This is a genomic window from Camelimonas abortus, assembly GCF_042432745.1.
In the GTDB taxonomy this organism is placed as follows: Bacteria; Pseudomonadota; Alphaproteobacteria; order Rhizobiales; family Beijerinckiaceae; genus Camelimonas; species Camelimonas abortus.
The window spans coordinates 528191-554310 of the sequence record NZ_JBHLWR010000006.1 but is presented as its reverse complement, the minus strand read 5'-3'; the positions used below and the strand labels follow the sequence as shown (position 1 = coordinate 554310).

At 72.1% G+C, this 26120-nt stretch carries 20 protein-coding genes; 5 read left to right on the top strand and 15 right to left on the bottom strand.

Annotated features, from left to right (window positions below; all coding sequences use genetic code 11):
• Positions 1-208: 208 nt before the first annotated feature.
• Complete coding sequence (locus tag ACFFJB_RS04850) at positions 209-778, bottom strand: NnrU family protein (RefSeq protein WP_376829982.1); 570 nt, start codon at positions 776-778, stop codon at positions 209-211.
• Between the two features lie 232 nt (positions 779-1010).
• Between ACFFJB_RS04850 and ACFFJB_RS04845 the strand changes: the two genes are divergently transcribed.
• Positions 1011-1262 (top strand): GlsB/YeaQ/YmgE family stress response membrane protein, encoded by a 252-nt coding sequence (locus ACFFJB_RS04845; protein ID WP_376829981.1) that lies wholly within the window; start codon positions 1011-1013, stop codon positions 1260-1262.
• 125 nt (positions 1263-1387) lie between these two features.
• Here ACFFJB_RS04845 and alaS read toward each other — a convergent pair whose 3' ends face one another.
• The 3 genes from alaS to cckA form a co-directional block, all read right to left on the bottom strand.
• Entirely contained in the window at positions 1388-4033 is a 2646-nt protein-coding gene (gene alaS, locus ACFFJB_RS04840) for an alanine--tRNA ligase (protein WP_376829979.1), read from the bottom strand.
• A gap of 296 nt (positions 4034-4329) precedes the next feature.
• Entirely contained in the window at positions 4330-5406 is a 1077-nt protein-coding gene (gene recA, locus ACFFJB_RS04835; protein WP_376829978.1) for a recombinase RecA, read from the bottom strand.
• 176 nt (positions 5407-5582) lie between these two features.
• Positions 5583-8138: a cell cycle histidine kinase CckA gene (gene cckA / locus ACFFJB_RS04830; RefSeq protein WP_376829977.1), complete on the bottom strand. Its 2556-nt coding sequence runs from the start codon at positions 8136-8138 to the stop codon at positions 5583-5585.
• A 289-nt stretch (positions 8139-8427) separates the two neighbouring features.
• Between cckA and ACFFJB_RS04825 the strand changes: the two genes are divergently transcribed.
• Complete coding sequence (locus tag ACFFJB_RS04825) at positions 8428-10035, top strand: hypothetical protein (protein ID WP_376829975.1); 1608 nt, start codon at positions 8428-8430, stop codon at positions 10033-10035.
• A gap of 251 nt (positions 10036-10286) precedes the next feature.
• Here the strand turns inward: ACFFJB_RS04825 and dksA are convergent, their stop codons facing one another.
• From dksA to ACFFJB_RS04800, 5 genes are all read right to left on the bottom strand, one after another.
• Positions 10287-10706: an RNA polymerase-binding protein DksA gene (dksA, locus tag ACFFJB_RS04820; protein ID WP_376829973.1), complete on the bottom strand. Its 420-nt coding sequence runs from the start codon at positions 10704-10706 to the stop codon at positions 10287-10289.
• A gap of 296 nt (positions 10707-11002) precedes the next feature.
• Positions 11003-12037, bottom strand: coding sequence for a hypothetical protein (locus ACFFJB_RS04815; protein WP_376829971.1), 1035 nt, complete (start codon positions 12035-12037; stop codon positions 11003-11005).
• Entirely contained in the window at positions 12003-13382 is a 1380-nt protein-coding gene (locus ACFFJB_RS04810; protein ID WP_376829969.1) for an MBOAT family O-acyltransferase, read from the bottom strand. The genes ACFFJB_RS04815 and ACFFJB_RS04810 overlap by 35 nt, the downstream gene beginning before the upstream one ends.
• 417 nt (positions 13383-13799) lie before the next feature.
• Positions 13800-14144: a hypothetical protein gene (locus ACFFJB_RS04805; protein WP_376829967.1), complete on the bottom strand. Its 345-nt coding sequence runs from the start codon at positions 14142-14144 to the stop codon at positions 13800-13802.
• Positions 14145-14428: 284 nt separating this feature from the next.
• Positions 14429-15475, bottom strand: a complete 1047-nt coding sequence (locus tag ACFFJB_RS04800; RefSeq protein ID WP_376829965.1) for an alcohol dehydrogenase — start codon at positions 15473-15475, stop codon at positions 14429-14431.
• A gap of 153 nt (positions 15476-15628) precedes the next feature.
• On the opposite strand from ACFFJB_RS04800, the gene ACFFJB_RS04795 reads away from it, so the two are divergent.
• From ACFFJB_RS04795 to ACFFJB_RS04785, 3 genes are all read left to right on the top strand, one after another.
• Positions 15629-16174, top strand: coding sequence for a SixA phosphatase family protein (locus ACFFJB_RS04795; RefSeq protein ID WP_376829963.1), 546 nt, complete (start codon positions 15629-15631; stop codon positions 16172-16174).
• A 722-nt stretch (positions 16175-16896) separates the two neighbouring features.
• Positions 16897-18327, top strand: coding sequence for a YcjX family GTP-binding protein (locus ACFFJB_RS04790; RefSeq protein ID WP_376832543.1), 1431 nt, complete (start codon positions 16897-16899; stop codon positions 18325-18327).
• Positions 18328-18359: 32 nt separating this feature from the next.
• Complete coding sequence (locus ACFFJB_RS04785) at positions 18360-19379, top strand: YcjF family protein (RefSeq protein WP_376829961.1); 1020 nt, start codon at positions 18360-18362, stop codon at positions 19377-19379.
• 78 nt (positions 19380-19457) lie between these two features.
• Here the strand turns inward: ACFFJB_RS04785 and lysM are convergent, their stop codons facing one another.
• The 6 genes from lysM to ACFFJB_RS04755 form a co-directional block, all read right to left on the bottom strand.
• Positions 19458-19910, bottom strand: coding sequence for a peptidoglycan-binding protein LysM (lysM, locus tag ACFFJB_RS04780; protein ID WP_376829959.1), 453 nt, complete (start codon positions 19908-19910; stop codon positions 19458-19460).
• A 219-nt stretch (positions 19911-20129) separates the two neighbouring features.
• Positions 20130-22040 (bottom strand): sulfate adenylyltransferase subunit CysN, encoded by a 1911-nt coding sequence (cysN, locus tag ACFFJB_RS04775; protein ID WP_376829957.1) that lies wholly within the window; start codon positions 22038-22040, stop codon positions 20130-20132.
• Positions 22040-22987, bottom strand: a complete 948-nt coding sequence (gene cysD / locus ACFFJB_RS04770; RefSeq protein WP_376832541.1) for a sulfate adenylyltransferase subunit CysD — start codon at positions 22985-22987, stop codon at positions 22040-22042. Before cysD ends, cysN begins: the two co-directional genes overlap by 1 nt.
• A 144-nt stretch (positions 22988-23131) precedes the next feature.
• The gene (locus ACFFJB_RS04765; RefSeq protein WP_376829955.1) at positions 23132-23689 is read right to left on the bottom strand and encodes a DUF934 domain-containing protein; all 558 of its coding nucleotides are present in this window, start codon (positions 23687-23689) and stop codon (positions 23132-23134) included.
• On the bottom strand, positions 23686-24444 hold the full coding sequence (locus tag ACFFJB_RS04760) for a phosphoadenylyl-sulfate reductase (RefSeq protein WP_376829954.1): 759 nt from the start codon (positions 24442-24444) through the stop codon (positions 23686-23688). Before ACFFJB_RS04760 ends, ACFFJB_RS04765 begins: the two co-directional genes overlap by 4 nt.
• Positions 24428-26089, bottom strand: coding sequence for a nitrite/sulfite reductase (locus tag ACFFJB_RS04755; RefSeq protein WP_376832540.1), 1662 nt, complete (start codon positions 26087-26089; stop codon positions 24428-24430). Before ACFFJB_RS04755 ends, ACFFJB_RS04760 begins: the two co-directional genes overlap by 17 nt.
• Positions 26090-26120: the final 31 nt, after the last annotated feature.

Sequence of the window (26120 nt, the reverse complement as noted above, 5' to 3'; positions counted from 1 at the left end):
ACATGCCCGGTCTTCCAATTCGCCGCCGCGGCCCCGCCCCCGCGGGCGGCGGCGCCCGCGCAGCGGCCGGCCGTGGCGCGCCGGCCCCAGACGGACAGGACGCGCCGCGCGCAAACTATCCTCAACACATGACGCGCGCCATGTCCAACGCGCATGCCGGAGCGGAAAGCCGCCCGGCGCGCGCAGACATTGCGCCGGCGCGGCCGCCTCAGCCGACCAGCGGAACGCCGGTCAGCCAGGCATGCAGCCAGGTCAGCGTCAGCCACCAGGCCACGGCGCCGGCGATCACGGCGATGGCGTCAGCGCGCCATGACGGCGCAGGCACGACGGCGCGCTCGCCGCGGCGCCTTGCGGCGACGCGCGCCGCCACGCCCCAGGCCAGGAAAGAGCCGAACAGGATGATGGAGCCGAGGTCGCCATTGGCCAGCAGATGCGCCAGCGCCCAGGTTTTCACCGCGGCGAGCATGGGATGGCCGAGCCGCGCCTTGATGTGGCCCGGGGCGAAGGCGGCGGCGAGCATGATGAACGCCGGCAGCATCAGCAGGAAGGCGAGATGCCGGGCCCAGACGGGCGGATCCCAAAGCTGGACGTAGCCGCCGGCGCGATAGTCGGCGAAGCCCCAGACGATGAGCGCGACTCCAGCCAGCGCCAGCAGGCTGACCAGACCGCGGCGGAGCCCGTCCCCGAGACGCGGGCGCAGCCGCTCGCGCTGCGCCCGCGCGAACACCGAGGCGTGGGACAGATAGAACAGAACCAGTCCTGCAATGAGTTTCAGCATGTCTCGCGACGCTCCCGCCCTGTCGCGCGCATTTCTCCGGCCCGGCCCGCGGGCCGTCCATGCGCCTGGCGCCATCCTGCCCGCCCTGCGCCGGCGTCTCAAGCGGGCGTCTCGCCGGAATTTGCGTGGACGGCGGCCACGGAACGGGCGAAGCTGGCCGCAGCCGGAACAGCGCGCAACCAATTCCGGGCCAGACGCGTTGACATGGCTGTAACGGAAGGAGCGCCCACATATGGAAGAAGCACAGATTGGCTGGATCGCCGCCATCATCATCGGCGGCCTCGCCGGCTGGTTCGCCTCGATGTTCATGAAGAGCGACACCGGCGTATTGCTCAACATCGTGCTCGGCGTCGTCGGCGCGGCGGTGGCGAACCTGCTGCTCGGGCTGGTGGGCGTCGCGCTTGGCGGCTGGCTGGGTTACCTCATCGCCGGCTTCATCGGCGCCTGCATCCTGATCGCCCTCGCCCGGGCGGTGAGACGCTAGCGGCGCCCGTGCCTGCGCCTCCGGCGAGGTCCGCCCGCCAGGCCGGCCCCGGACGACAGCGGCGTCAGGCCCACGGGGCCTGACGCCGCAAATTCCCTGCGCGGGAGAGCCGGTCAGAAGGCGGCTCAGGCGGCCAGCAGGGCCTCCACCGCCTTCAGCGCCGCCTCGGCGGCGGAGCCGTCCGGGCCGCCGGCCTGGGCGAGATCCGGCCGGCCGCCGCCGCCCTTGCCGCCCAGGGCCGCCGAACCGGCGCGCACCAGGGTGACGGCGTCGAAGCGCCCGACCAGATCCCTGGTCACGCCCACGACCATGGCCGCCTTGCCGTCGTCGGAGACGCTGACGATGGCCACCACGCCGGAACCGACCTTCGCCTTGGCCTCGTCGGCGAGCCCCTTGAGATCCTTCATCTCCACGCCGCTGACCGCGCGGGCGAAGAACTTCACGCCATTGACCTCGCGCACCGGATCGGCGCCGCCGGCGCCGCCCATGGCCAGCTTCCTGCGCGCCTCGGCAAGATCGCGCTCCAGCTTGCGGCGCTCCTCGAGCAGGCTCTCCAGACGGCCGCGGGCCTCCTCCACCGGAACCTTGAGCAGCGCCGCCAGCTCGCGCAGGCGGGCGCTCTCCTCCGCCAGATGGCGGCGCGCTGCGGCGCCGGTGAGCGCCTCGATGCGACGCACACCCGCGGCCACGCCGCTCTCGGAGACGATGGTCAGCAGGCCGATGTCGCCGGTGCGCTCCACATGGGTGCCGCCGCACAGCTCCACGGAGAAATCGCGCGAACCGTCGGCGGCGCGGCCCATGGAGACCACGCGCACCTCGTCGCCGTACTTCTCGCCGAACAGGGCGCGGGCGCCGGAGGCGATGGCGTCGTCCACCGCCATGAGGCGGGTGACCACCGGCGTGTTCTGCACGATGACGTCATTGGCGATGTCGGAGACGCGCGCCAGCTCCTCCGGCGTGACCGGCTTGGGATGGCTGATGTCGAAGCGCAGGCGGTCGGGCGCGACCAGCGAGCCCTTCTGCGCGACGTGATCGCCCAGAACCAGGCGCAGCGCCTCATGCAGCAGGTGCGTGGCCGAGTGGTTGGCGCGGATGGCCTGCCGGCGCCCGTGATCGACGCGCAGCTCCACCGCCTGGCCGACGCGCAGCTCGCCCTCCTCCACGACGACGTCATGGACGAAAAGATCGCCAGGCTTCCTGGTGGTTCCGGTGACGCGGGCGCGCAGGCCCTGAGCGACGATGACGCCGGTGTCGCCCACCTGGCCGCCGGATTCGCCATAGAACGGCGTCTGGTTGACGATGACCTGGGCGGTCTCGCCGGCCGCGGCCCTTTCGATCTCCGCCCCGTCGCGCACCAGGGCGACGACGCTGCCCTCGGCCTGCTCGGTCTCATAGCCGAGGAACTCGGTGGCGCCGACCCGCTCGCGCAGCCCGAACCAGATGCGGTCCGTGGCGGCCTCGCCGGAGCCCGCCCAGTTGGCGCGGGCCTGCTCGCGCTGGCGCTGCATGGCGCGCTCGAAGGCCTCGGTGTCGACGCCGACGCCGCGGGCGCGCAGGGCGTCCTGGGTCAGGTCGAGCGGGAATCCGTAAGTGTCATAGAGCGTGAAGGCGGTTTCGCCGCTGAGGCGGTCGCCCGGCTTCAGGTCGCGGGACTCCTCCTCAAGGATGGCGAGGCCGCGCTCCAGGGTGCGGCGGAAGCGCACCTCCTCCAGCCGCAGCGTCTCGGTGATCAGCGCCTCGGCCCGGCCCAGCTCGGGGAAGGCCTCGCCCATCTCGCGCTTCAGCGCGGGGAACAGCCGCCACATCAGCGGCTCACGCGCGCCCAGCAGCTGGGCGTGGCGCATGGCGCGGCGCATGATGCGGCGCAGCACGTAGCCGCGGCCCTCATTGGAAGGCAGCACGCCGTCGGCGATGAGGAAGCAGCTGGCGCGCAGGTGGTCGGCGATGACGCGGTGGCTGACCGACTGCGGCCCGTCCGGATCCACGCCGGTGAGGTTGGCCACCGCCATGATCAGCGCCCGCATGGTGTCGATGGCGTAGTTGTCGTGCGTGCCCTGCAGCACGGCGGCGATGCGCTCCAGCCCCATGCCGGTGTCGATGGAGGGACGCGGCAGGTTCACCCGTTCGCCAGGACCGATCTGGTCGAACTGCATGAACACCAGGTTCCAGATCTCGATGAAACGGTCGCCGTCGGCGTCCGGACTGCCGGGCGGGCCGCCCGGAATGTGCTCGCCGTGATCGTAGAAAATCTCCGAGCACGGACCGCAGGGGCCGGTGTCGCCCATCATCCAGAAATTGTCGGAGGTGGCGATGCGGATGATGCGGCTGTCCGGCAGGCCGGCGATTTTCCGCCACAGGCTGTGGGCCTCGTCGTCCTCGGCGAAGACGGTGACCAGCAGCTTCTCCTGCGGCAGGCCGAACTCCCTGGTGACGAGATTCCAGGCCAGCTCGATGGCGCGCTCCTTGAAGTAGTCGCCGAACGAGAAATTGCCGAGCATCTCGAAGAAGGTATGGTGCCGGGCGGTGTAGCCGACGTTGTCGAGGTCGTTGTGCTTGCCGCCTGCGCGCACGCACTTCTGCGACGACGCCGCCCTCACGTACGGGCGCTTCTCGGCGCCGGTGAAGACGTTCTTGAACGGGACCATGCCGGCGTTCGTGAACATCAGGGTCGGGTCGTTCCGTGGAACGAGCGGAGCCGACGGAACGATTTCGTGGCCGTTCCTGGCAAAGTAATCGAGGAAGGTCGATCGGATTTCGTTGACGCCGCTCATTGCTACACGCACTCGGGGACAGGGTACGGAGAGGCCGGTCGCCGCTCCTTCGCTCCCGTCTTCTAGTGAGACGCGCCGGCATTGTCGAGATTGCCGGCGCGGCGGCGATGCGGGCGCCCGCCCTTTCGCCGGCGAAGCGGCGGCGGACCGCGGCGCGGCGGCCGGCCAGGAGGTCTTTCCGGGGAGGATCCGGGGCCGGAGGGCGGCCCGCAAGGCGCTCTCCGCGCCTTCATGTCAGTGGAAACGCCGCCGTCCGGCCCCGGAGCAGCCGCCCGGAGCCGCCGGACGGGCGCCGCTCAGGCGTCGACGTCCTCGGCGCCTGGATCGATGTTGTCGAGGATGCGGTCGGCGAGCAGGCCGGCGTTCTGGCGGATGGCCGCCTCGATGCGGTCGGCGATCTCCGGGTTCTGGCGCAGGAACGCCTTGGCGTTCTCGCGGCCCTGGCCGAGGCGCTGGCTGTCATGGGAGAACCAGGCGCCGGACTTCTCGACGATGCCCGCCTTGACGCCGAGGTCGATGAGCTCGCCCAGCTTGGAGATGCCCTCACCGTACATGATGTCGAACTCGACCTGCTTGAACGGCGGCGCCACCTTGTTCTTCACCACCTTGACGCGGGTCGAGTTGCCGATGACCTCGTCGCGGTCCTTGATGGCGCCGGTGCGGCGGATGTCGAGACGCACCGAGGCGTAGAACTTGAGGGCGTTGCCGCCGGTGGTCGTCTCGGGCGAGCCGTACATCACGCCGATCTTCATGCGAATCTGGTTGATGAAGATCACCATGGTGTTGGAGCGCGAGATCGACGCGGTGAGCTTGCGCAGCGCCTGGCTCATCAGGCGCGCCTGCAGGCCCGGCTGCACGTCGCCCATTTCGCCCTCGATCTCGGCGCGCGGCGTCAGCGCCGCCACCGAGTCCACCACCAGCACGTCGATGGCGCCGGAGCGCACCAGCGTGTCGGCGATCTCCAGCGCCTGTTCGCCGGTGTCCGGCTGCGAGATCAGCAGGTCGTCAAGCTTCACGCCCAGCTTGCGGGCGTAAACGGGATCGAGCGCGTGCTCGGCGTCCACAAAGGCGCAGACGCCGCCTTTCTTCTGCGCTTCCGCAATGGTGTGCAGCGCCAGCGTCGTCTTTCCCGACGATTCCGGACCGTACACCTCGATGATGCGCCCGCGCGGCAGGCCGCCCACGCCCAGCGCGATGTCGAGACCGATCGAGCCCGTGGAGATGGTCTCGATCTCGACCGGACGGTCGTTCTTGCCAAGGCGCATGATCGAGCCCTTGCCAAACGTCCGTTCGATCTGGGAAAGCGCAGCGTCGAGCGCCTTTGTCTTGTCCATGGAGGAACCTTCAACGAGCCTGAGCGCGGGATGCGACATTGTTCCGTCCCTTATGGCATGAGGCGTCCAGCCGCTTCAATGCGTTGTTTGTACCCTATTTGTTCTTTTTTGCAAGTTCTGTTTCCGTTCGCGCCGCGCACGTTTTTCAGGCGCCCGGTCCCGGCCCGCGCCCGGGCGGAACCGCCCGGCGCGCGCCCGCGGACCAGGCGGCCTTGTTAGCCCGTCTGCGCCTTCACCGCCTCGATCAGCTGCTTGAGCGTGAACGGCTTGGGCAGGAAGACGAAGGTCTCGCCCTCGGGCAGGTTCCTGCGGAAGGCGTCCTCGGCGTAGCCGGAGACGAAGACGATGCGCGCGCCGATATTGCGGGCGCGCAGCTCGCGCAGCAGCGTCGGGCCGTCCATCTCCGGCATCACCACGTCGGAGACGACAAGGTCGACCGGATCGTCGCGTTCCTCGAGCAGCTGGATGGCCTCGGCGCCGGAGGCGGCCTCGAGCACCGTGTAGCCGCGGGCGGCGAGCGCGCGGGAGGCGAAGGCGCGCACCGCCTCCTCGTCCTCCACCAGCAGGATGACGCCGCGACCGGTGAGGTCGGCGGCGGGCTTGCGGGCGGGCGCGCCGGCGGCGGCGCCTGCGGCGGCCGCCGTCTCCTCCTGGCTCTCCACGTAGCGCGGCAGGAAGATGCGGAAGGTGGTGCCCTTGCCCACCTCGCTCTCGCACAGGATGTAGCCGTCGGTCTGCTTGACGATGCCGTAAACGGTGGAGAGGCCGAGCCCGGTGCCCTTGCCCACCTCCTTGGTGGTGAAGAACGGCTCGAAGATCTGCGACAGCACCTCGGGCGGCATGCCGACGCCGGTGTCGGCCACCTCGATCATCACATAGTCGGCGGCGGGCATGCTCTCGTCATAGCGGCGCGATTCCGCGGCGCTGACGTTGGAGGTGCGGATGGAGAGCCGGCCGCCGTCCGGCATGGCGTCGCGCGCGTTCACCGCCAGGTTCATGATGACCTGCTCGAACTGGTTGATGTCCGCCTTGACCGGCCAGATGTCGCGGCCGTGGTGAACGTCGAGATCGACGCGTTCGCCCAGCAGGCGCTTGAGCAGCAGCGAGACGTCGGCCAGCACGTCGCCCACGCGCATCACCTGCGGGCGCAGGGTCTGCCGGCGCGAGAAGGCCAGCAGGTGGCGCACCAGGGCGGCGGCGCGGTTGGCGTTGGTCTTGATCTGCATGATGTCCTGGAAGGACGGGTCGGTTGGCCGGTGGCGCCCCAGCAGCAGCTCGCAGAAACCGATGATGGCCTGCAGCACGTTGTTGAAATCGTGGGCCACGCCGCCGGCCAGCTGGCCAACGGCGTTCATTTTCTGCGCCTGGGCGAACTGCGCCTCCAGGGCGCGCTGCTCGGTGATGTCGAGGGCGTAGATGACGGCGCTCTCGCCCTCGCCCTCCATCTCCGAGACGCTGCTGACGTAGACGCGCACGCAGCGGCCGCCGTCGCCGGCCACCTGTGCGTCGAAGGGGGCCACCTCCTGCTGGCTGGCGGCGGCGCGCAGGGCGGCCTCGAGGCGTTCGCCGTCCTTGTCCGTCACCAGGGCGCGGGCGCCGGCCTCGATCAGCTCCGGGCCGAACAGGCGCTGGAACGAGGCGTTGCAGCTGAGGATGCGCCCGTCCGGCGCCACGGTGGCGATGGCCACCGGCGTGTTGTTGAAGAAACGGGCGAAGCGCGCCTCCGCATGGCGCGAGCCGGCGGCTGTTCCCGGCACGGACATGCGGCTGAGCACCACGGTGCGCGACGGCGGCCGCGCGCCCGCCTCCGCGGCCGGAACCCGGTGCAGCGCGCGCACCGGCAGGATGTGGCCGTCGCGGCGGCGCAGGTCGAGATCGAGGATTTCGTGGTCTTTCCCTGCCGGCGGGGCGGCGAGCAGCCGCCCGGCGGCGGCGTGGGGGGCGATGTCCTCAATGCGCACGCCGCCGGCGCCGGCGCTGGCGAGGTCGAGCCCGAGCCAGCCGGCCAGGGTGGCGTTCATGTAGCTGATCTCGCCGTCGGCCTCGATGGACATGAAGCCGGCCGGCGCCTCGTCGAGGAAGGAAATGACGTGCTGCAGCTCCTGGAACACCCGCTCCTGGCGCTCCCGGTCGGCGGTGACGTCGGTGACGGTCCACAGCAGCGGGGCGCGGCGGCCCTCGCCCAGCAGCCGCGCCTCCACCCGCCGCCAGCAGGGCGCGCCGTCCGGCGTGGCGCCTGCGGGGAAGCGCAGCTCGTCATGGGCGGGAACGCCGGCGCGGGCGGAGCGGGCCAGCCGGTAGAGCGCCTCGCTCACCTCCGGCGCGTGGCGCGCCGCGCGCTCCAGGGCGGCGGGGCCGGCGCCGTCGCGCCCCACGGCCCGCAGCCACGCCCCGTTGCACCAGATGATCTCGCCGCGCGCGTCCACCGCGGCCATGCCGGCCAGCGCGCCGTCGACGATGGCGCGCGACAGGCGCGTGGGCCGCGACACCCCGGGCGTGAGCTGGAACAGGCCGACGGAAAAGCCGGAGAGCGCGAACACGCCCACCGCCGCCAGAACAGCCAGCAGCCACCACACCGCCGCGCCGGCCTGGTCCGGCGCCGCCAGCGCCAGCCACAGCGCCACGGCGACGAACAGCAGCGCGAACAGCAGCGACAGCGCCGCCGGCGCCAGCGCGCTGCGGCGACGGGGCGGCGGCGCGGCCGCGGCGGCCTCCGCCGCTCCCGCGAGGGAGGGCGCGCTGGCGATATCGTCTGGCGATGACCTGTTCATGGACGTCCTGACACCGGTTCCTGTGGCCGGCCCGCCGCCGGAGCCGCCCCGCCCCGCGCGCGGCGCGCCGGGCGGCGTCTTCCGCGCAGAAGCGGTCTTCCCGGCACACTATCCGGAATGAAGGCTGCTGAAAGGTTCACGATTCGGCACCGGAGAGGGCAAATCGCGGTTGCCGCCCTGTCAACCGTCGATTAACCCTGATGGTGAAAAATCGGCGACATGTCTGTTGTCGCATCTGCCTACCGGGATTGCGTCAGCACAAGCCGATCAACCGATGTCCGGACAAGAAATGAGCAGCGCCGCGCAATTCCTGATTGCCTTCATCGTCATCCTCGTCGTGGTGATGATCCTTGCTTTCGTCCTGCGGCGCATCACGTCCGGCAGGAAGCGGGCCGCCGCGACAGGGCCGCGCTCGCGCCAGCCGCGGCTTGGAGTCGTGGACGTCTATGACCTCGACGACCAGCGCCAGCTTGTGCTGGTGCGGCGCGACCATGTGGAGCACCTGATCATGATCGGCGGCGCGTCCGACGTGGTCATCGAGCCTGGCATCATCCGCGGCCATGGCCTGCGCGCCCCCGAGCCCGACGTGGCCGAACCCGCCCGCTCCGAGGCGCGTTCCGACGAGAACCGGCCGCAGCCGCCAAGGGCGCCCGACCCGCGCGGCGAGCCGCGCCTGCCGAGCGTCGACAGCCTGGTGCGCTCCGGCCCGCGCCCGGCGCCCGCTCCGGGGCCGCAGCAGCCCGTCGCGCCGCAGCCCGCGCCTCGGCAGCCGGCGCCCCAGCAGCCGCTCCCGCAGCAGGCCGCTCCGCAGCAGCCGGGCCCGCAGGCCGCCATCCAGGGCCTGGTCACTGGCCACGGTCCTGCGCCCCGGCAGCAGGCCGCGCCGCAGCCGGCCCCGCAGCGCCCGCTGCCGCAGCAGCCTGCGCCCCAGCACGTTCCGCAGCAGCCGGCCGCCGCCCAGCCGAAACCGGCGCCGGCGCCGCAGCCGCCCCGTCCGCAGCCGGCCCCGCAGCCGGCGGGGGTGCGTCCGCCGGCCAGCGGTCCGGCCGCCGGCCTGAACCTGCGCCTGCAGAATCCGGCCGCGGGCGCGCGTCCAGCCGGCGAGACGCCGGCGCCGCAGCGCTCGCTGGCCACGCCCACCCTCGCGCAGCCGAAGACGGCCGCGCCGCAGCCGGCCCAGCCCGGCCCCGCCCAGCCGTCCCGGCCCCAGCCTGGCCCGGCCCAGCAGCCGGCGGCGCAGCAGCCTGCGCCCGCCGCCCGCCCGGCGGGGCCCGCTCCGGCGTCCGCCGCCACGCAGGCGCTGGACCCCAACGTGCTGAGCGACATGGAGCGCCAGCTGCAGGAGGCGCTGCGCGACGCCGCCCGCCCGGCTGCGCCCGCCGCCGACAGCGCCGGGCAGCCGAAGGAGCAGCCGAAAGGGTCCGCCGCCCCGGCGCAGCCCGTGCCGACCGCCGCGCCTTCGCAGCCGTCGCAGGAGCCGTCCCAGACGCGCAGCCCGCTGTCGTCGCTGGCCTCGCTGGGGCTTGATCTCGCCGGCCTGCGCACGGTGACGCGCCACGCGCCGGAGAACGGCGCCGCGCCGCAGGACGCCCGGCCTGAGCCGGCGTCGCAGCCGGCCGCGGCACCCGCGCCGAAGCCCGAGGCCGCTCCGGAGAAGCCGGCTGAGGCGCCCGCGCCGGCCGCCGCGCCCAAACCTGCCGCCGAACCGGCGGCGCAACCGGCGCGGGCCGCCGCGGCCGGCGCGCCGCAGCCCCCCGCCCGGCCGGTGCCCGCCGACAGGGCGGAGGAGCAGCCGGCCGCCGGCGATGCGCCGGACAGGCCGATGGATCCGCTGTCGCCGGAAGCCATCGAGGCCGAGTTCGCCCGCCTGCTCGGCCGCACGCCGCCGCGGACGTAAGCCCGCCGGCGCCCTGGCGCCCCTGAGCCGCAACGCCCTGCGCCCCCTGACGGACGCCCCGCCCGGGGGCGCGGCGTTTCCGGCCGCTGCGGGCCGCCACGCGCGCGGCGCGGCGAGGCGCGCCGCCGGACGGACTTGAGGCCCACGGACGAAAGCCGCGCGGACAAAGAAAAAGGCCGGGCGAACCCGGCCTTTTTCCAGCAGCCGCCGTACCCGCCGGCGGCCTGCGCCGCCTGCAGGCATGCGGCGCGTCAGTCGTCGCGATGCACGCGCTCGTTGCGCTCGTGGCGTTCTTGGGCTTCCAGCGACAGGGTCGCGATCGGGCGCGCCTCCAGCCGCTTGAGCGAGATCGGCTCGCCCGTCTCCTCGCAGTAGCCGTAGGTGCCGTCCTCGATGCGCTGCAGCGCGGCGTCGATCTTGGCGATCAGCTTGCGCTGGCGGTCCCTGGCGCGCAGCACGATGGCACGGTCGGTTTCAGATGAAGCGCGGTCGGCGATGTCCGGATGGTGCTCGTTCTCCCGCTGGAGGGCGGCGAGCGTTTCACGGCTCTCCCTCAGGATTTCTTCCTTCCATGCGTGCAGCTTCCTGCGGAAATACTCACGCTGACGCTCTCCCATGAAGGGTTCGTCCTCGGATGGCCGGTACTCTGCAGAAATCGTTGCATTCGCCATAGCCGATACTCTCTTCTGGGCCCGTGTCCTGCACGCGGACGGGGCGCGGCCCGTCCTCACGGGTTTGCGCCAGCTGTATAAACTCTGGGGGGCGGCGGGACAACGCATCCCGAAGCACAACCGTCATAACAAATGACAGGTGTTGACAGGATCACAGGGCGCACTCCCGGTCCCGGCCTTGCGGGCGGAGGCGCCGCAGCCACGGAAAACGCCTGTGAACAACGTCCCCTGGCGCGCAGGCGACGAATCACGGCGGCGCGGCGCGGCCCGCCCAGGCGCCTAAAATTCGGGCGCCGTCAGCTGCCTTCCGCGTCCTGCGCGAGGCGCGCCAGCGCCTCGCCGACGGCGGCGCTCAGCCGTTCGGCGACGGCGCGGACATAGTGGGTCTCGTCGTGGAAGTTGCGTGAGTCGCGGTTGACGGGCAGGTCCCCGCCCCAGTCGACGAAGACCACGCGCCCGCGCCGCTCCGCCGCCTCCGCCAGCGCCTTGCGGCACAGGGCGGCGGTGGTCGCGGCGGGCGAGCCCGGCTGCGGCAGGCGCGAGACATGGGTGGGCGGCCACACCAGCGCCACCGGCGCGCCGGCGGGCGCGGCGGCGAGAATGTCGGCCAGCACCGCCACGGCGGGGAAGCGGGCGCCGGGATTGTCGCTGTCCCACGGGCCGGAGCCGTCCTGCATGCGCCGCTGCGCCCGCTCCGCGCCGGTCAGGCGGGCGTAATGGACGGTGTAGTCCTCATAGCCGTCCGGGCGCGCCGCCGGGCTGCGGCCGAGCAGGCGGGCGAGACGGCGCGGAATCATCTCCAGGCTCTGCCAGCGCAGCAGGCCGGTGAAATAGGCGACGGGATCGTCGCTGTAGAGCCAGGCCGGGAACTTCTCGCGCGAGCGCAGCTGCGGCTCGCACCACCATTCGTCCACGCCCATCACCAGGGCGCCGGTCTGCGGATGGTTGCGCAGGAAGGCCAGGGCCACCAGCCGCATCTCCTCCGGGGCCGAGCCAGGCACCGCCAGGTTGACGAAGCGCAGGCCGGTGAGCGCGTCGAGGGTCCACGGCTGCAGCATCTGCATGCGCGAATTGCCGATGACGGCGGCGTTGAAGGCAGGGTCGGCCGCGCGGCTGGCGTTGACGCGCCAGGCGCCGCCCGAGTGCGGCCCCACGCGGCCGAACAGGCCGTGCCGGCCGGTGTCATACGGGTCCAGCGCCAGCAGCGCCGCGACCGCCAGCGCGAACGCGCCCGCCGCCACGCCCGCGAACGTCCAGGCGAAGGCGCGCCAGCGGCGCGCCTCCTCCCCGCCCCTGTCAGAACTGGAAGTAGATGAACTCGTAGTTCGCATCGTCGCCAATCTTGAACAGGATCAGGGTGAAGACGATCGCGGCCACCGCCGCCAGCAGGCGCGAGGGCGGCGCGCGGTGCGCCGCTTCCCAGGCCGTGGGGCCGATCATCGCCACCGCGGCGGCGATGGCGATGGCGCGCCACTTCATGCCGGCGCCGGCGCCGTTCAGGCCGAGCATGCCCTCATAGACGTTGACGGCGGCGTGGAAGCCCTCGGCGCGGAACAGCACCCAGGCGAAGACCACGAACAGGAAGGTGAGCGCCCAGCCCAGCGGCGCCGGCATGGGCAGGCCGGCCTTGCGCCACAGCACGCCCACGCCCAGCGCCACGCCATGGGCGGCGCCCCAGGCCACGAAGGTCATGCCGGCGCCGTGCCACAGGCCGCCCAGCGCCATGGTGACGAACAGCGCCATGAGCTGCACGGCCAGGCCGTGGCGGTTGCCGCCCAGCGGAATGTAGAGATAGTCGCGCAGGAAGCGCGACAGCGTCATGTGCCAGCGCCGCCAGAAGTCCTGCAGCGACAGCGCGCGGTACGGCGTCTCGAAGTTCTGCGGCAGCACGACGCCGAACAGCAGGGCGATGCCCAGCGCCATGTCGGTGTAGCCGGAGAAGTCGAAATAGATCTGGAAGGTGAAGCCGAGCACCCCCTGCCAGGCCTGGGCCATGGTCAGGGCCTCGCCCTTCGCCGCCATTTCGAACACCGGATTGACGTAGGCGGCGAGCGGATCGCCGACCAGCACCTTCTTGGCGAGGCCGATGCACAGCAGCAGCAGGCCGCGGGCGAAGCGCTCGGCGGCGTCCGGACGGGCGTAGGCCGGCTGGTCGAACTGGTGCAGGATCTCGCTCCAGCGCACCAGCGGGCCGGCCAGAACCTGCGGGAAGAAGGCGATGTACAGGCCGTAGCGCACCAGCCCCACCTCAGGCGCGCGGCCGGCGCGCAGGTCCACCAGATACATCACGTGGTGGAACGTGAAGAAGGAAATGCCCAGCGGAAGCGCCGCGCCGGAGCCGAACACGTCCACGCCCTGCAGGTTCAGGCCCGGAATGAACTCCGAGAAAAAGCCGGCGTATTTGAACACGCCCAGCACCAGCAGGTTGACGCAGATGGCGAGGGTGATGAGCGCCCCCAGCCGCGCCTTGCAGAAAATGCGCGCCAGCGCCCAGTTGAACAGGATGGAGGCGGCCAGCAGCGGCGCGAAACGCCAGTCCCAGTAGCTGTAGAAGGCGAAGGAGAGCAGCAGCAGCAGCGGCAGGCGCCACTCCGGCCGGTAGCGCGCGGCGAGCCAGTGCGTCGCCAGCGAGAAGGGCAGGAACAGCAGCAGGAATACGAACGAATTGAAAAGCATGCCGGAACAGTCTCACACCGCGGCGGCCGTTCGCCGCGCCTTGTCACAATCGCCTGGAGCGCGCGAACCCGCCGCGGCGGATCCGGCGCGCCGGGTCCGGTCGCATCCTGCCCGCGCCATACGTCAGGGAGACGCGCATTCCGGAAGGAAATCGGGACGCAAGCGCATGTAACGCGGCGAATCGTTCCCGCGCAACCGGCCCGCGCCGCCGCAGACCCCGCCGCCAGCCGGAAGCGGCGGAAAACGGCACCGTTCCGCGTCGCGCCGCCATGCGCAGGCTGGCCGCCGCGGCCCGTCCGCCAGCGCCTCGCGCGAAGACGGCGGGCCGCGCCGGCGCGACGGCCCGGGATGGAAAACGCGGCGTGGAGGTGAAGGGCGCGTCACCGCGGGCGGGCGGCGCCGGCGACGGACGCGGGCTCAGCGCCAGCCGGCGTCCGGCGGCGGCGTGTGCGCTCCCTGGCGCAGGGCGCGCCCGTGCAGGCGCCGCGCCCTGGCCTCGATGCCGTCGACGCGGGAGAGAATGCCGGTGAGCCGCTCGCTGTCCATGCCAAGGCTGTCAGCGGCGCTGATGGCGGATGTGGCGGCGGCGCGGGTGGCGCGGATCAGCTCCTGCACCTCGGCGTCGGGGCTGGCGGGGCCCTGCTGCGGCCGCGACCTGCCCGCCGCCCCGTCGCCAGCCCGCGATCCGGCGGCCGCGGCGGTCGCGACGAGCGACAGCACGGCGCAGGCGACCAGCAGAAAGCGGCGGCGTTTGCCCGGCATGTGTCCGTGATCCTGTCCCGGAGTCGCGTCGCGCGACATGCATCCAGCAGACGCGCCCGCGAAAACGGTGGGTCGCGAGCGAATCACATAATACAGCCAGACATGTGTCATTTGTACCCGTTTACGCACGCGCCCCGGCGGGCGGGCGTCCTGGCGCGGCGCCTGCGCCATGGGGCGGCGCGGCGTCAGCGCGGGAGCGGCGGCGGCATGAAAACGGGGCGCGGACAGCCTGCCCGCGCCCCGGCGCGCCGCCGGAGCGGCGCGACCTCCGTTTACTCCGCGGCTCAGGGCGTGAGCACGGCGCGGCCGACGATGCGGCCGGCGCGCAGGTCCTCGAGCGTGGCCGCCACCTCCGACAGCGGACGGTGGATCAGCGGCACGCCCGGCACCTTGCCGGCCTTCACCAGGTCGACCAGCTCGTGCAGCTCCTTCAGGCTGCCCACGAAGGAGCCCTGCACGGTGGCCGCCTTGATCGGGAACATGGGCAGCGCCCAGGTGGCCTGGCCGCCGAACAGGCCGACGATGACCAGCTTGCCGCCCTTGCCGAGCGCGTCGAAACCGAGCGCCGAGGTGGCCGCGTTGCCGACGAGGTCAAGGGCGCCGCGCAGCGGACCGCCGGCGGCGGAGATCACCTGCTTCACGGCGTCCGGCGCGGCGGGGTCGACGGCGGCGATGGCGCCGGCGGCGAGCGCGGCCTCGCGCTTGGCCCGGTCGATGTCCACGACCACCGCGCCTTTCGCGTTCATGGCCTTGAGCAGGGTGAGCGCCATCAGGCCGAGGCCGCCGGCACCAAGGATCAGGACCGGATCGGTGGCGAGGAAGTCGCGGAACTTCTGCAGGGCGCTGTAGGTGGTGAGGCCGGAGCAGGCGTAGGGCGCGGCGACGTCAGGAGCGATGCCCGTGATGTCGACGAGATATTTGGCGTCCGGCACGAGAATGTGGTCGGCGTAGCCGCCGTCGCAGGTCACGCCGAGCTGGCGCGGACGGTTGCACAGGTGCTCGTCGCCGGCGGCGCAGATGGCGCACTTGCCGCAGCCGATCCACGGGAAGACGAGGCGGGTCTCGCCGATGCTGACGCCCTCCGCCTCGGGGCCGACGGCCACCACTTCGCCGACGGTTTCGTGGCCCATGGTGAGCGGCAGGGGAATGCCCTTCATCGGCATCTTGCGGCCGCCGCCGAGATCGTAACAGCCCTCCCAGATGTGAATGTCGCTGTGGCAGACGCCGGACGCCTTCACCTTGAGCAGGACCTGGCGGCCCTCCGGCGCCGGATTCGGCATATCCACGACCTCAAGCGGGGCGCCGAACTCGGCCAGACGGTAACTTCTCATTGGAAATCTCCTCCCAGGGCATCGACTGACGCCATTCATGCGATTGAACGGCCGTTTGGGCAAGTGAGCCCCGGTCCTTTAAACTAACGCCAGCGTAACCGGAGCGTCGCCAGGACAAACTGGCCCGGCGCGTAGACACAGGGGAGACAGGCAGTGCTGCGCCTGATGTTGTTGCGACACGCGCGGGCGGCCACGCCGGCCATGACGGCGGACATCGACAGGCCGCTGGCGGCGCAGGGCCGCCAGGCGGCGGCGGCGCTGGGCGCCTATCTGGCGCGGGAGAACCTGCTGCCGGACCTGACCCTGTGCTCGCCGGCGACGCGCGCCCGCCAGACCTGGGAGCTGGCGCGGGCGGAGCTGGCGCGGGCCCATCCCGGCGAGGCGTTTCCGGCGGCGCTGGCGCCGCAGATCTATGAGGGCGGCCGGGACGGGCTGCTGCACGCGCTGCAGGACGACCACCCGGCGCGCACATTGCTGGCGGTGGGGCACAATCGTGGCATCGCGGCGCTGGCCCGGGCGCTGGTGAGCCACGGCGACCGCTACGCCTTCGCGCGCCTGTCGCAGAAATTCCCGCCCGGGGCGCTGGCGGTGATCGACCTTGACGTGTCGCACTGGGCGGAGATCGCCGGGCGCTCCGGCCGCCTCGACCGGTTCGTCACGCCGCACGCGCTGGACCCGGAGCTGGAGGACGTGGACTGACGGCCGCCGTCACCCCGTCCATGGACGCTGTCCGGCCATGTCGCCCTCCTCGCCTGCGCCACGCCCGGGCCTGCCCCTTGCGGCCATGCCGGCGGCGCGACCGCCCGGAACCGGCGCAGCGAAGGGCTCACCGCAATGCCCCGGAACGTCCCGGACAGCGCGCCCCCCGCCTCCCTCCAGCCGCCGCCGCCGGCGGCGCCGGACCGGCGGCCCGGCCGGACGCGCCGCGTCAGGCGCCCATGCGGGCGACCACGACCAGCGCCACGGCGATCGCCGCCCAGCCGAAGGGCGTGGCGAGAACAATCGAACCAAGCGATTTCACGACGGTCATCGTACGGCTCCCGCGGAGCGACGACCTTGCCCCGCGGGAATGACGATGGATCCTGGCGTCTCTGGCCGCCGTGCGCGCCGGCACGCCGGCGCGGGCCGCCCGACCTGCTAAAGAAATAAAAAGGCGCAGCCGTGCGTTTCCCCGCCCGCTGCTGACGCCGCTGCAGGCTGGAGCGCCGCAACGGCCCCGGGTCAGGCCCGGCCCTGGCGGCGCGGGAGCCGGAGCGGCCGCGCGCACGCGGCGCGGGCGTCCCGCCCGGACGGCCGCCAGAGTCCACAGCGCGGGCGCCGGGCGCGGCTCTCGCAAAGCCGGCCGCGCCGCCTATATTACCTCCCGGAGCATCAGGACGGCCGCGGCGCGCCGTCCGGGAGACGGCGCCTTGAGCGGATCAGTGTTCACACAGGCGTGGGACGTCCTGCGCAATACGGCCGATTTCGCCCTCAACGCGGTGCAGCCGGGCGTGCGCCTCGGCGTCACCGGCCTGTCGCGCTCCGGCAAGACGGTGTTCACCACCGCCATGGTGCGCCATCTGCTGCAGGTGACGCCCATGCCGGTGTTCCGCGCCGCCGCCGAGGGACGCATCCGCCGGGCCCGGCTGGCGCACCAGCCGGACGACGACGTGCCGCGCTTTCCCTATGAAGCCTATCTGGAGGCCCTCACCGGCCCCGAGCGGCGCTGGCCGCAGTCCACCAGCCGCATCGCCGAGCTGCGCGTCGCAATCGAATACGAACGCGCCGGCGGCTGGCGCAGGGGCCCGGCCACGCTCAACCTCGACGTGGTGGACTATCCCGGCGAGTGGCTGACCGATCTCGCCCTGCTGGACGAGACCTACGCCGGCTGGGCGCGCGAGACCATCGCCGCCGCCCGCCGGCCGGACCGCGCCGCCATCGCCGGCCCGTGGCTGGAGGCCCTCGCCGCCGCCGACCCTTCCGGCCCCGCCGACGAGGCGCTGGCCGGGCGCGTCTCCGACGCCTTCAAGACCTATCTGGCCGCCCTGCGCGCCGGGCCAGAGGCGGTGGCGACCACGCCGCCGGGCCGCTTCCTGATGCCGGGAGACCTCGCCGGCTCGCCCGCCCTCACCTTCGCCCCGCTGGACCTGAAGGGCGCGCCGGCGAAGCCCGGCACGCTCGGCGCGCTGATGGAGCGCCGGTTCGAGGCCTACAAGTCGCGGGTGGTGACGCCGTTCTTCCGCGAGCACTTCGCCCGGCTCGACCGCCAGCTGGTGCTGGTGGACGTGCTCTCGGCGCTGGACCGCGGCCCGGCCGCCCTCGCCGAGCTGGAGGCGGCGCTGGACCGGGTGCTGCTGGCGTTCCGCGCCGGGCGCAACACCCTGGCCTCGCGCATTTTCATGCCGCGCATCGACCGGGTGCTGTTCGCCGCCACCAAGGCGGACCACCTGCACCAGTCCGGCCACGCGCGGCTGGAGGCGATCCTGCGGCTGCTGGTGGACCGGGCCATTCGCCGCAGCGAAGGCGCCGGCGCGGTGGTGGGCACGGTGGCGCTGGCCTCGGTGCGCGCCACCCGCGAGGTGCTGGTGCGCGAGAACGGCGTCAAGCTGCCCGCCATCGCCGGCACGCCGGAGGCTGGCGAGACCATCGACGGCCAGACCTTCGACGGCCGCGCCGAGGCGGCGATTTTTCCGGGCGAGCTGCCCGAACGGCCGGAAGCGGTGTTCGAGGGCGCGGTGGCGCCGGGTTCGCTGCGTTTTCCGCGCTTCCGCCCGCCGGCGCCCGGCTTCGACGCGGGCGGACGGCTGTCCGCCCTGCCTCACATTCGCCTTGACCGGGCGCTGGAGTTCCTGCTGGGCGACCGTCTCGCCTGACGCCCGCCCGCCTGACCGGAGCGAACCGCCGCATGAGCAGCAAGCCCCGCGCCTTCCGCCTGGACAGCGCCGACGTGGCCACCGTGCCCGCGGACGCCGATCCGCCGCCGCACGCCCGGGTGGTGGTGGCGCGGCAGCCCGACGACATCATCGACGACCCGCAGCCTCCCGCCGGCGAAACCCCGCCGAAGCGCCGCGCCCCCTGGGCGGCCATGCTGCTCTCCGCGCTCGGCGGCCTCGCCGTGTTCGGCGTCGGCCTGTGGATCGACTCGCTGGCGCGGCGGCTGTTCGAGATTAACCCGGGACTGGGCTGGGCGGCGCTGGCGCTGGCGGCGCTGGCCGGCGCCGGCCTCGCCGGCCTGCTGGCGCGCGAGGCGCTGGGCGTGATGCGCGAGCGGCGCATCGAGCGCCTGCGCAAACAGGCGGAGACCGCCTGGCGCGACGACAGCGACCGCGACGCCCGCGCCATCCTGCGCGAGCTGGACGCGCTTTACGCCAGGCGCCCCGACACCGCCCGCGCCCGCGCCGCCCTCGCCGCCATCGGCAGCGAGATCATCGACGCCCGCGACCGCCTCGCCATCGCCGAGCGCGAGCTGATGGCGCCGCTGGACCGGCGCGCCCGCCAGGCGGTGGCGCGGGCGGCCAGGCAGGTGTCGCTGGTCACCGCCATCAGCCCGCGGGCGCTGGTGGACGTCGCCTTCGTGCTCTACGCCTCCTTCGCCCTGGTGCGCCGCATCGCCAGCGTCTATGGCGGGCGCCCCGGCGTGTTCGGCTTCCTGCGGCTGGCGCGCAACGTGGCGGCGCATCTGGCGGTGACCGGCGGCGTCGCCGCCGGCGACGGGCTGGTGCAGCAGGCCATGGGCCTTGGCCTCGCCGCCCGGGTGTCGGCGCGGCTGGGCGAAGGCGTGGTCAACGGCATGCTGACGGCGCGGGTGGGCCTGGCCGCCATCGACGTGTGCCGGCCCATGCCGTTTCACGCCCTGCCGGCGCCCTCCTTCACCGAAGTGGCCGGCCACCTGTTCGAGCGCGCCGCGACGAAGGACGGCGCGTGAGCGCAGCCCGGAAAGGGCGATGGCCGCTGCGGCCGCCGCGCCCGCGGCGTCAGCGTCGCGCGGGGCCTGCGGGCGCCGTCACAGCGGCGGAATGCGCAGCACCCAGCCGGGCTGGATGAGGTCCGGGTTCTTCACCGGCGGCGAGTTGGCCCTGACGATCTCGGTGTATTTGGCCCCGTTGCCCTTGCCGTAGAACTGCTCGGCGATCTTCCACAGCGTGTCGCCCTTCTGCACGGTATAGGTCTGCGACTCCGCCGAGGGCGCGGCGACGGCAAGCTGGTTGTCGACCGCGGCGACGCCGACGGTGTTGCCCACGGTGAGAATGAGCTTTTCGGCGATCTCGGTGGTGGGAACCTCGCCGGAGACGGTGACGTGATCGCCGTTGACGGCGAATGTGACGCCATCAACATTGAGGCCGGCGTCCGCGACGTGTTTTTTCACGGCCTCGGGCGTGAGGGCTTCGGCCGCCTGGGCCTCGCCGGTGCCGAAGAGCTTCGCTCCGGCGTCCCTGATAAAGCTGAACAAACCCATCTGGCGCTCCTTCTTTCAGGCCACGGCCGCCGGCCGGAAAGGCTCGGGCGGCCGTCGCGTCAGTTGCGGCCAGACAAGAGTGTCGCGGAACGCGGCGTACGTCCAGTAGCGGCGCGCATTTCCGGCGCGCCCGCGCCGGAAATATTTTTGTGAGCGCCGCAGACCGCCAGAAAAAACGGCGCGACGCGCCCGCCCGTCCCGTCTCAACCTTGCGGCGCCTCACAGCGCCGCCGAATCCTCCGCCGTGCGCCCGGCGCCGGCGATGCGCGGCCCGATCGCCTCCAGCACCAGCTCCGCCAGCCGCTCCGGTCCGCCGTCCTGCGGGCGCAGCACGATCTCCGGGTTGAGCGGCGGCTCATAGTCCTGGCCCACGCCGGTGAAGTCGGCGATGCCGCCGGCCCTCGCCCGGGCGTAGAGCCCCTTGGGATCGCGCTCGGCGCAGATCTCCACCGGCGTGTCGACGAACACCTCGACGAAGGCGTCGCCCACCAGCTCGCGCAGCCGGTCGCGATCGGCGCGGAACGGCGAGACGAAGGCGCACAGCACAACCAGGCCCGCCTCCATCATCAGCCGCGCCACCTCGCCGGCGCGGCGGATGTTCTCGGCGCGGCTGGCGGCGTCGAAGCCAAGATCGGCGTTGAGGCCAAGGCGCAGGCTGTCGCCGTCCAGCAGCATGGTGTGGCGGCCCTCGGCCACCAGGCGCCGCTCCACCAGATTGGCGATGGTGGACTTGCCGGAGCCCGGCAGGCCGGTGAACCACACCAGCAGCGGATGCTGGTTCTTCTGGGCGGCGCGCACGGCGCGGTCCACGTCGAAGCCGTGCAGGTGGACGTTGGGTCCGCCCTGGACCTCGGTGACCATGCCGGCGGCGGCGGTGCCGTTGGTGAACCGGTCGATGAGAATGAAGGCGCCGGTGACGCGGTTTTCCGCATAGGGGTCTATCGCCACCTGGGCGGAGGTCTGCGCCTCGACGAGGCCGATGCCGTTGAGCGGCAGCTCCTCCGCCGCGCGCGTGACGAAGGCGTCGACGTCGAGGGCGTGAACGATGCGGGTGACCGTGGCCGGCACGGTGCGCGTCCCGGTTTTCAGCAGGAAGCTGCGGCCGGGCTTCAGCGGCGCCTCCGACATCCACACCAGATTGGCGAGGAAGCGCGTGGCCAGGGCCGGGCGCGCCTTAGGCGCCGCCAGCATTTCGCCGCGCGGGGCGTCGATCTCGTCGGCCAGCACGATGGTGACGGCGTCGCCGGCCGCCGCCTCAGGCAGGTCGCCGTCGAAGGTGACGATGCGCGCCACCCGGCTGCCATGGCCGGAGGAGGCGACCACCACCGGGTCGCCCACCCGGATGCGGCCGCTGGCGATGGTGCCCGACAGGCCGCGGAAATCGAGGTTGGGCCGGTTGACCCACTGCACCGGCATGCGGAACGGCGCGCCGGTGCGGTCGGCGTCCACCTCCACCGTCTCCAGGTGCTCCAGCAGCGTCGGCCCCTCATACCAGGGCATGGCGTCGCTGCGGACGGCGACATTGTCGCCGAAGCGGGCCGACACCGGCACGGCGGTGACGTCGGCGAAGCCGAGCGGCTCCGCAAAGGCGCGGAAGGCGGCGACAATCCCGTCGAACACCCCCTGGTCGAAACCGACCAGGTCGATCTTGTTCACCGCCAGCGCCACGTGGCGGATGCCGAGCAGCGAGGCGATCACCGCATGGCGGCGGGTCTGGGTGAGCAGGCCCTTGCGCGCGTCCACCAGCAGGACGGCGAGATCCGAGCTGGAGGCGCCGGTGGCCATGTTGCGGGTGTACTGCTCGTGGCCGGGCGTGTCGGCGACGATGAAGGAGCGGCGCGGCGTGGCGAAAAAGCGGTAGGCCACGTCGATGGTGATGCCCTGCTCGCGCTCCGCCTCAAGACCGTCCACCAGCAGGGCGAGGTCGAGGTCGTCGCCGGTCGTGCCGTGGCGGCGCGAATCCTTCTCCAGCGCCGAGAGCTGGTCCTCCATGACCGACTTCGTCTCATGGAGCAGCCGGCCGATCAGCGTGGACTTGCCGTCGTCCACCGAGCCGCAGGTGAGGAACCGCAGCAGCCCCTGCCCGCCGCCGGCGGCCGGCGGCTTCAGTCTGGTCACCGTCGCGCCCATCAGAAATAGCCCTCCCGCTTCTTGCGCTCCATGGAGGCCTGGTCGTCATGGTCAATGACGCGCCCCTGGCGCTCGGAGGAGCGGGAGCCGGCGATCTCGGCGATGATGTCCTCGACGGTGGCGGCGGCGGATTCGACCGCGCCGGTGAGCGGATAGCAGCCGAGGGTGCGGAAACGCACCAGCCTGTGCTGCGGCTCCTCGCCGGGATGGAGCCGCATGCGCCCGTCGTCCACCATGATCAGCGCCCCGTCGCGCTCCACCACCGGACGCACCTTCGCGAAATAGAGCGACGGCACCGGAATGTTTTCGGCGTGGATGTAGCGCCACACGTCGAGTTCGGTCCAGTTGGAGAGCGGGAACACGCGCATCGACTCACCTTTGGCGATGCGCGTGTTGTAGAGATTCCAGAGCTCCGGCCGCTGGTTGCGCGGCTCCCAGGCGTGGGCGGCGGTGCGGTGGGAGAAGATGCGCTCCTTGGCGCGGCTTTTCTCCTCGTCGCGGCGGGCGCCGCCGAAGGCGGCGTCGAACTTCCACCGGTCCAGCGCCTGCTTCAGCGCCTCGGTCTTCATCACCTGGGTGTGCAGGGCCGAGCCGGAGTCGAACGGGTTGACGCCGCGCTCAAGGCCCTCCGGATTGATCCAGGTGAGCAGGCGGAAACCGTAGCGACGGGCCATCTCGTCGCGGAAGGCGATCATCTCGCGGAACTTCCAGCCGGTGTCCACGTGCAGCAGCGGAAACGGCAGCGGCGAGGGATGGAACGCCTTGCGCGCAAGGTGCAGCATCACCGCCGAATCCTTGCCGATGGAGTAGAGCATCACCGGATTGGCGAACTCCGCCGCGACCTCGCGGATGATGTGGATCGATTCCGCCTCAAGTCGCGCCAGATGCGGCGTCAGCTTGTGGCGCGACGCGGATTCCGTGGGCGCCTCAAGGGCGCCCGCCTGCATGGGCACTGACATGTCCGCTTACCTGCAACGCCTTTGTCCTGTGTCGGGCGTCGCCCTTTCCATCTGGGTTCACGCCGGGTCCCCTTCCCGGCGCCGCCGCGGCGCGGCGTCGTCATCGCCTGCGCGTCCCCGGGAAGGACGCCCTCAGCCGTCCAGCCGCAGCCACGGGCGCGCGCCCGGCGGCTGCAGCTCCACGTCGTCGCGGGCGGCCGGCTGGTAATGCACCGGCACGTCCCGGATGCGCCCCTCGACGAGGGCGCGCGCCACCCGCGGGTCACGGATGAGAAACTCGTCGAAGCCGCACCGCTTCATCAGCGGAATCTGGTCCCACAGCACGTCGCCCTCGGCGCGCAGGGCGCCGCGGTAGCCGTTCCGCTCGCGCAGCAGGCGCGCCTGGGAATAGGCGCGGCCGTCGGCGAAGGCCGGAAACTCCAGCACGATCAGGGCGAAGCGGTTGAGGTCGCCCTCAAGGCCGTCCAGCGATTCCGTGTTGCGCAGGACAAGGCCGACCGGCGCGTTGCGGCCGCGAAGCTCCGCCGCCTCGGCGAGGAAGCGCGCCTTGCCCACCAGCACGGGGGCGTCCGTCGGCAGCGGCGCGTCGTCCGCCGCGCGGACCCACGCGTCGGCGATCACGGCGCCGTCTTTCACCAGCGCCGCCGCGGGCTGCGCGCCGGCTCCGGCGCCGGCGTCCTGGCTGCTCATGCCCTGATGCTCCCTGATAGCTTGCTGCTCTTGCTGACGTGAATGCCGCACTCGGTCTTGCCCGTGCCGCGCCAGCGGCCGGCGCGCGGGTCCTCCCCTTCCGCCACGGGCGTGGTGCAGGGCGCGCAGCCAATGGAAGGATAGCCTTTCGCCACCAGCGGATGCGCCGGCAGGCCGTGCTCGCGCATCCAGGCGGCGACGTCGGCCATGGACCAGGAGGCCAGCGGATTGACCTTGATGTGGGTTTCGGTGGCCTCAAACAGCGGAATGTCGTGGCGGCTGGCCGCCTGGTAGCGCTTGCGGCCGCTGATCCACGCCCGGTAGGGCCGCAGCGCCGCCTCCAGCGGCTCCACCTTGCGGAAGGCGCAGCAGGCGTCGGGATCGCGGGCGAACATGGCGCCGATGGGGTCCAGCCGCTGCTCCGTCCCGGCGTCGGGACCGATGGTGATGACGTTGGTGAGCCCGAGCAGCTCCACCAGCCGGTCGCGATAGGCCAGCGTCTCCGGAAACAGGCGGCGGGTGTCCACGAACAGCACCGGCGCGTCCCGCCGCACCCCGGCGGCCAGATGCAGCAGCGCCGCCGACTCCGCGCCGAAGCTGGAGACCAGCGCGACCTCGCCGGCCACGCCGTCCAGCAGCACGGCACGCAGCACATCCCTGGCGGACGCGCCGGCGAAGCGCGCGTCCAGCTCCGCCGCCGCGCGGGCCAGCGCCGCGGGGTCGCAGGTCACGGACGGATCATGCTGCCTCAGCATAGAGCGCCTCACGGAACGGAGCCTCGCCCAGTCGGCGGAAAGCCTCGATGAAGCTTTCCTCCGGGCCGAGACGCAGCGCCAGGTAGGTGTCGACGATCTTCTCGACGGCGTCGACGATGTCGTCCGAGGAGAAGCCCCGGCCGACGATGGAGCCGATGGCGGCGTTCTCGTCGCCGGAGCCGCCGAGGGTGATCTGGTAGAATTCCTCGCCCTTGCGGTCGACGCCGAGGATGCCGATGTGGCCGACGTGGTGGTGGCCGCAGGCGTTGATGCAGCCGGAGATCTTCAGCTTCAGCTCGCCGATGTCGCGCTGGCGCCGCAGGTCGGCGAAGCGCTCCTGGATGCGCTGCGCCACCGGGATGGAGCGGGCGTTGGCCAGCGAGCAGTAGTCGAGACCCGGGCAGGCGATGATGTCGGTGATCAGCCCGGCGTGCGGCGAGGCGAGGCCCGCCTGCTGCAGCATGGCGAACACCTGGGGCAGGTCGTCCTTGCGCAGGTGCGGCAGCACCAGGTTCTGCTCGTGGCTCACGCGCACGTCGTCATGGCCGTAGCGTTCGGCGATGTCGGCCACCACGCGCATCTGCTCCGCCGTGATGTCGCCAGGCACGTGGCCCACCGCCTTCAGCGTGATGGTGGCGATGGCGTGTCCGGGCCTGCGGTGCGGAAAGACGTTGCGCTCCACCCAGGCGCGGTAGGCCGGATCGGCGGCGAGCGCCTGCTCGTGCGCCTGCGAACGCTCCGGCAGGTCGGCGAGGTCCGGAGCGGCGAAATAGGCGGCGATGCGCTCCAGCTCCGCCTTCGGCAGCGTCAGGCGCCCGCCGCGAATCTGCGCGTACTCCTCCTCCACCAGGCGGCGGATTTCGTCCACGCCCGCCTCATGGATGAGGATCTTGATGCGCGCCTTGTACTTGTTATCCCGGCGGCCGAACATGTTGTAGACGCGCAGGATCGCCTCGCAGTAGCCGAGCAGCTCGGCCTCGGGCAGGAAATCGCGCACCTTCCGGCCGATGAACGGCGTGCGCCCCAGGCCGCCGCCGACATAGACGGTGAAACCCAGCCCGCCCGCGCCGTCGCGCACGATCTGCAGGCCGATGTCGTGCACCTGGATGGCGGCGCGGTCATGGGCGGAGCCGGACACCGCGATCTTGAACTTGCGCGGCAGGTAGGTGAACTCCGGATGCAGCGACGACCACTGGCGCAGGATTTCGGCGTAGGGCCGCGGGTCGGCGATCTCGTCCACGGCGGCGCCGGCGAAATGGTCGGCGGAGACGTTGCGGATGCAGTTGCCGGAGGTCTGGATGGCGTGCATCTCCACCTCGGCCAGCTCTGAGAGGATGTCCGGCACGTCCTTGAGCTGCACCCAGTGGAACTGCAGGTTCTGCCGCGTGGTGAAGTGACCGAAGCCGCGGTCATACTTCATGGCGATGTCGGCCAGCTTGCGCAGGCGCGCGGCGTTGAGCCCGCCATAGGGAATGGCGATGCGCAGCATGTAGGAGTGCAGCTGCAGGTAAACGCCGTTCATCAGCCGCAGCGGCCGGAACTGCTCCTCGGTGAGCTCGCCGGAGAGGCGGCGCGCCACCTGGTCGCGAAACTGCTCGACGCGGCCGGTCACGAAGCGGCGGTCGAATTCGTCATAACGGTACATGGCTTCGTCCTGGACGTCGTCCTGATCTGGC

Bases quoted from the DNA above. Each gene is read 5' to 3' on its own strand.
- alaS (WP_376829979.1), bottom strand. From the start codon at position 4,033: ATGAGCGGCGTCAACGAAATCCGATCGACCTTCCTCGATTACTTTGCC.
- recA (WP_376829978.1), bottom strand. From the start codon at position 5,406: ATGTCGCATCCCGCGCTCAGGCTCGTTGAAGGTTCCTCCATGGACAAG.
- ACFFJB_RS04805 (WP_376829967.1), bottom strand. From the start codon at position 14,144: ATGCCGGGCAAACGCCGCCGCTTTCTGCTGGTCGCCTGCGCCGTGCTG.
- cysN (WP_376829957.1), bottom strand. From the start codon at position 22,040: ATGGGCGCGACGGTGACCAGACTGAAGCCGCCGGCCGCCGGCGGCGGG.
- lysM (WP_376829959.1), bottom strand. From the start codon at position 19,910: ATGGGTTTGTTCAGCTTTATCAGGGACGCCGGAGCGAAGCTCTTCGGC.
- cckA (WP_376829977.1), bottom strand. From the start codon at position 8,138: ATGAACAGGTCATCGCCAGACGATATCGCCAGCGCGCCCTCCCTCGCG.
- cysD (WP_376832541.1), bottom strand. From the start codon at position 22,987: ATGCAGGCGGGCGCCCTTGAGGCGCCCACGGAATCCGCGTCGCGCCAC.
- dksA (WP_376829973.1), bottom strand. From the start codon at position 10,706: ATGGCGAATGCAACGATTTCTGCAGAGTACCGGCCATCCGAGGACGAA.
- ACFFJB_RS04815 (WP_376829971.1), bottom strand. From the start codon at position 12,037: ATGCGAACTACGAGTTCATCTACTTCCAGTTCTGACAGGGGCGGGGAG.
- ACFFJB_RS04755 (WP_376832540.1), bottom strand. From the start codon at position 26,089: ATGTACCGTTATGACGAATTCGACCGCCGCTTCGTGACCGGCCGCGTC.
- ACFFJB_RS04765 (WP_376829955.1), bottom strand. From the start codon at position 23,689: ATGAGCAGCCAGGACGCCGGCGCCGGAGCCGGCGCGCAGCCCGCGGCG.
- ACFFJB_RS04800 (WP_376829965.1), bottom strand. From the start codon at position 15,475: ATGAGAAGTTACCGTCTGGCCGAGTTCGGCGCCCCGCTTGAGGTCGTG.
- ACFFJB_RS04845 (WP_376829981.1), top strand. From the start codon at position 1,011: ATGGAAGAAGCACAGATTGGCTGGATCGCCGCCATCATCATCGGCGGC.
- ACFFJB_RS04785 (WP_376829961.1), top strand. From the start codon at position 18,360: ATGAGCAGCAAGCCCCGCGCCTTCCGCCTGGACAGCGCCGACGTGGCC.
- ACFFJB_RS04825 (WP_376829975.1), top strand. From the start codon at position 8,428: ATGAGCAGCGCCGCGCAATTCCTGATTGCCTTCATCGTCATCCTCGTC.
- ACFFJB_RS04810 (WP_376829969.1), bottom strand. From the start codon at position 13,382: ATGCTTTTCAATTCGTTCGTATTCCTGCTGCTGTTCCTGCCCTTCTCG.
- ACFFJB_RS04850 (WP_376829982.1), bottom strand. From the start codon at position 778: ATGCTGAAACTCATTGCAGGACTGGTTCTGTTCTATCTGTCCCACGCC.
- ACFFJB_RS04760 (WP_376829954.1), bottom strand. From the start codon at position 24,444: ATGCTGAGGCAGCATGATCCGTCCGTGACCTGCGACCCCGCGGCGCTG.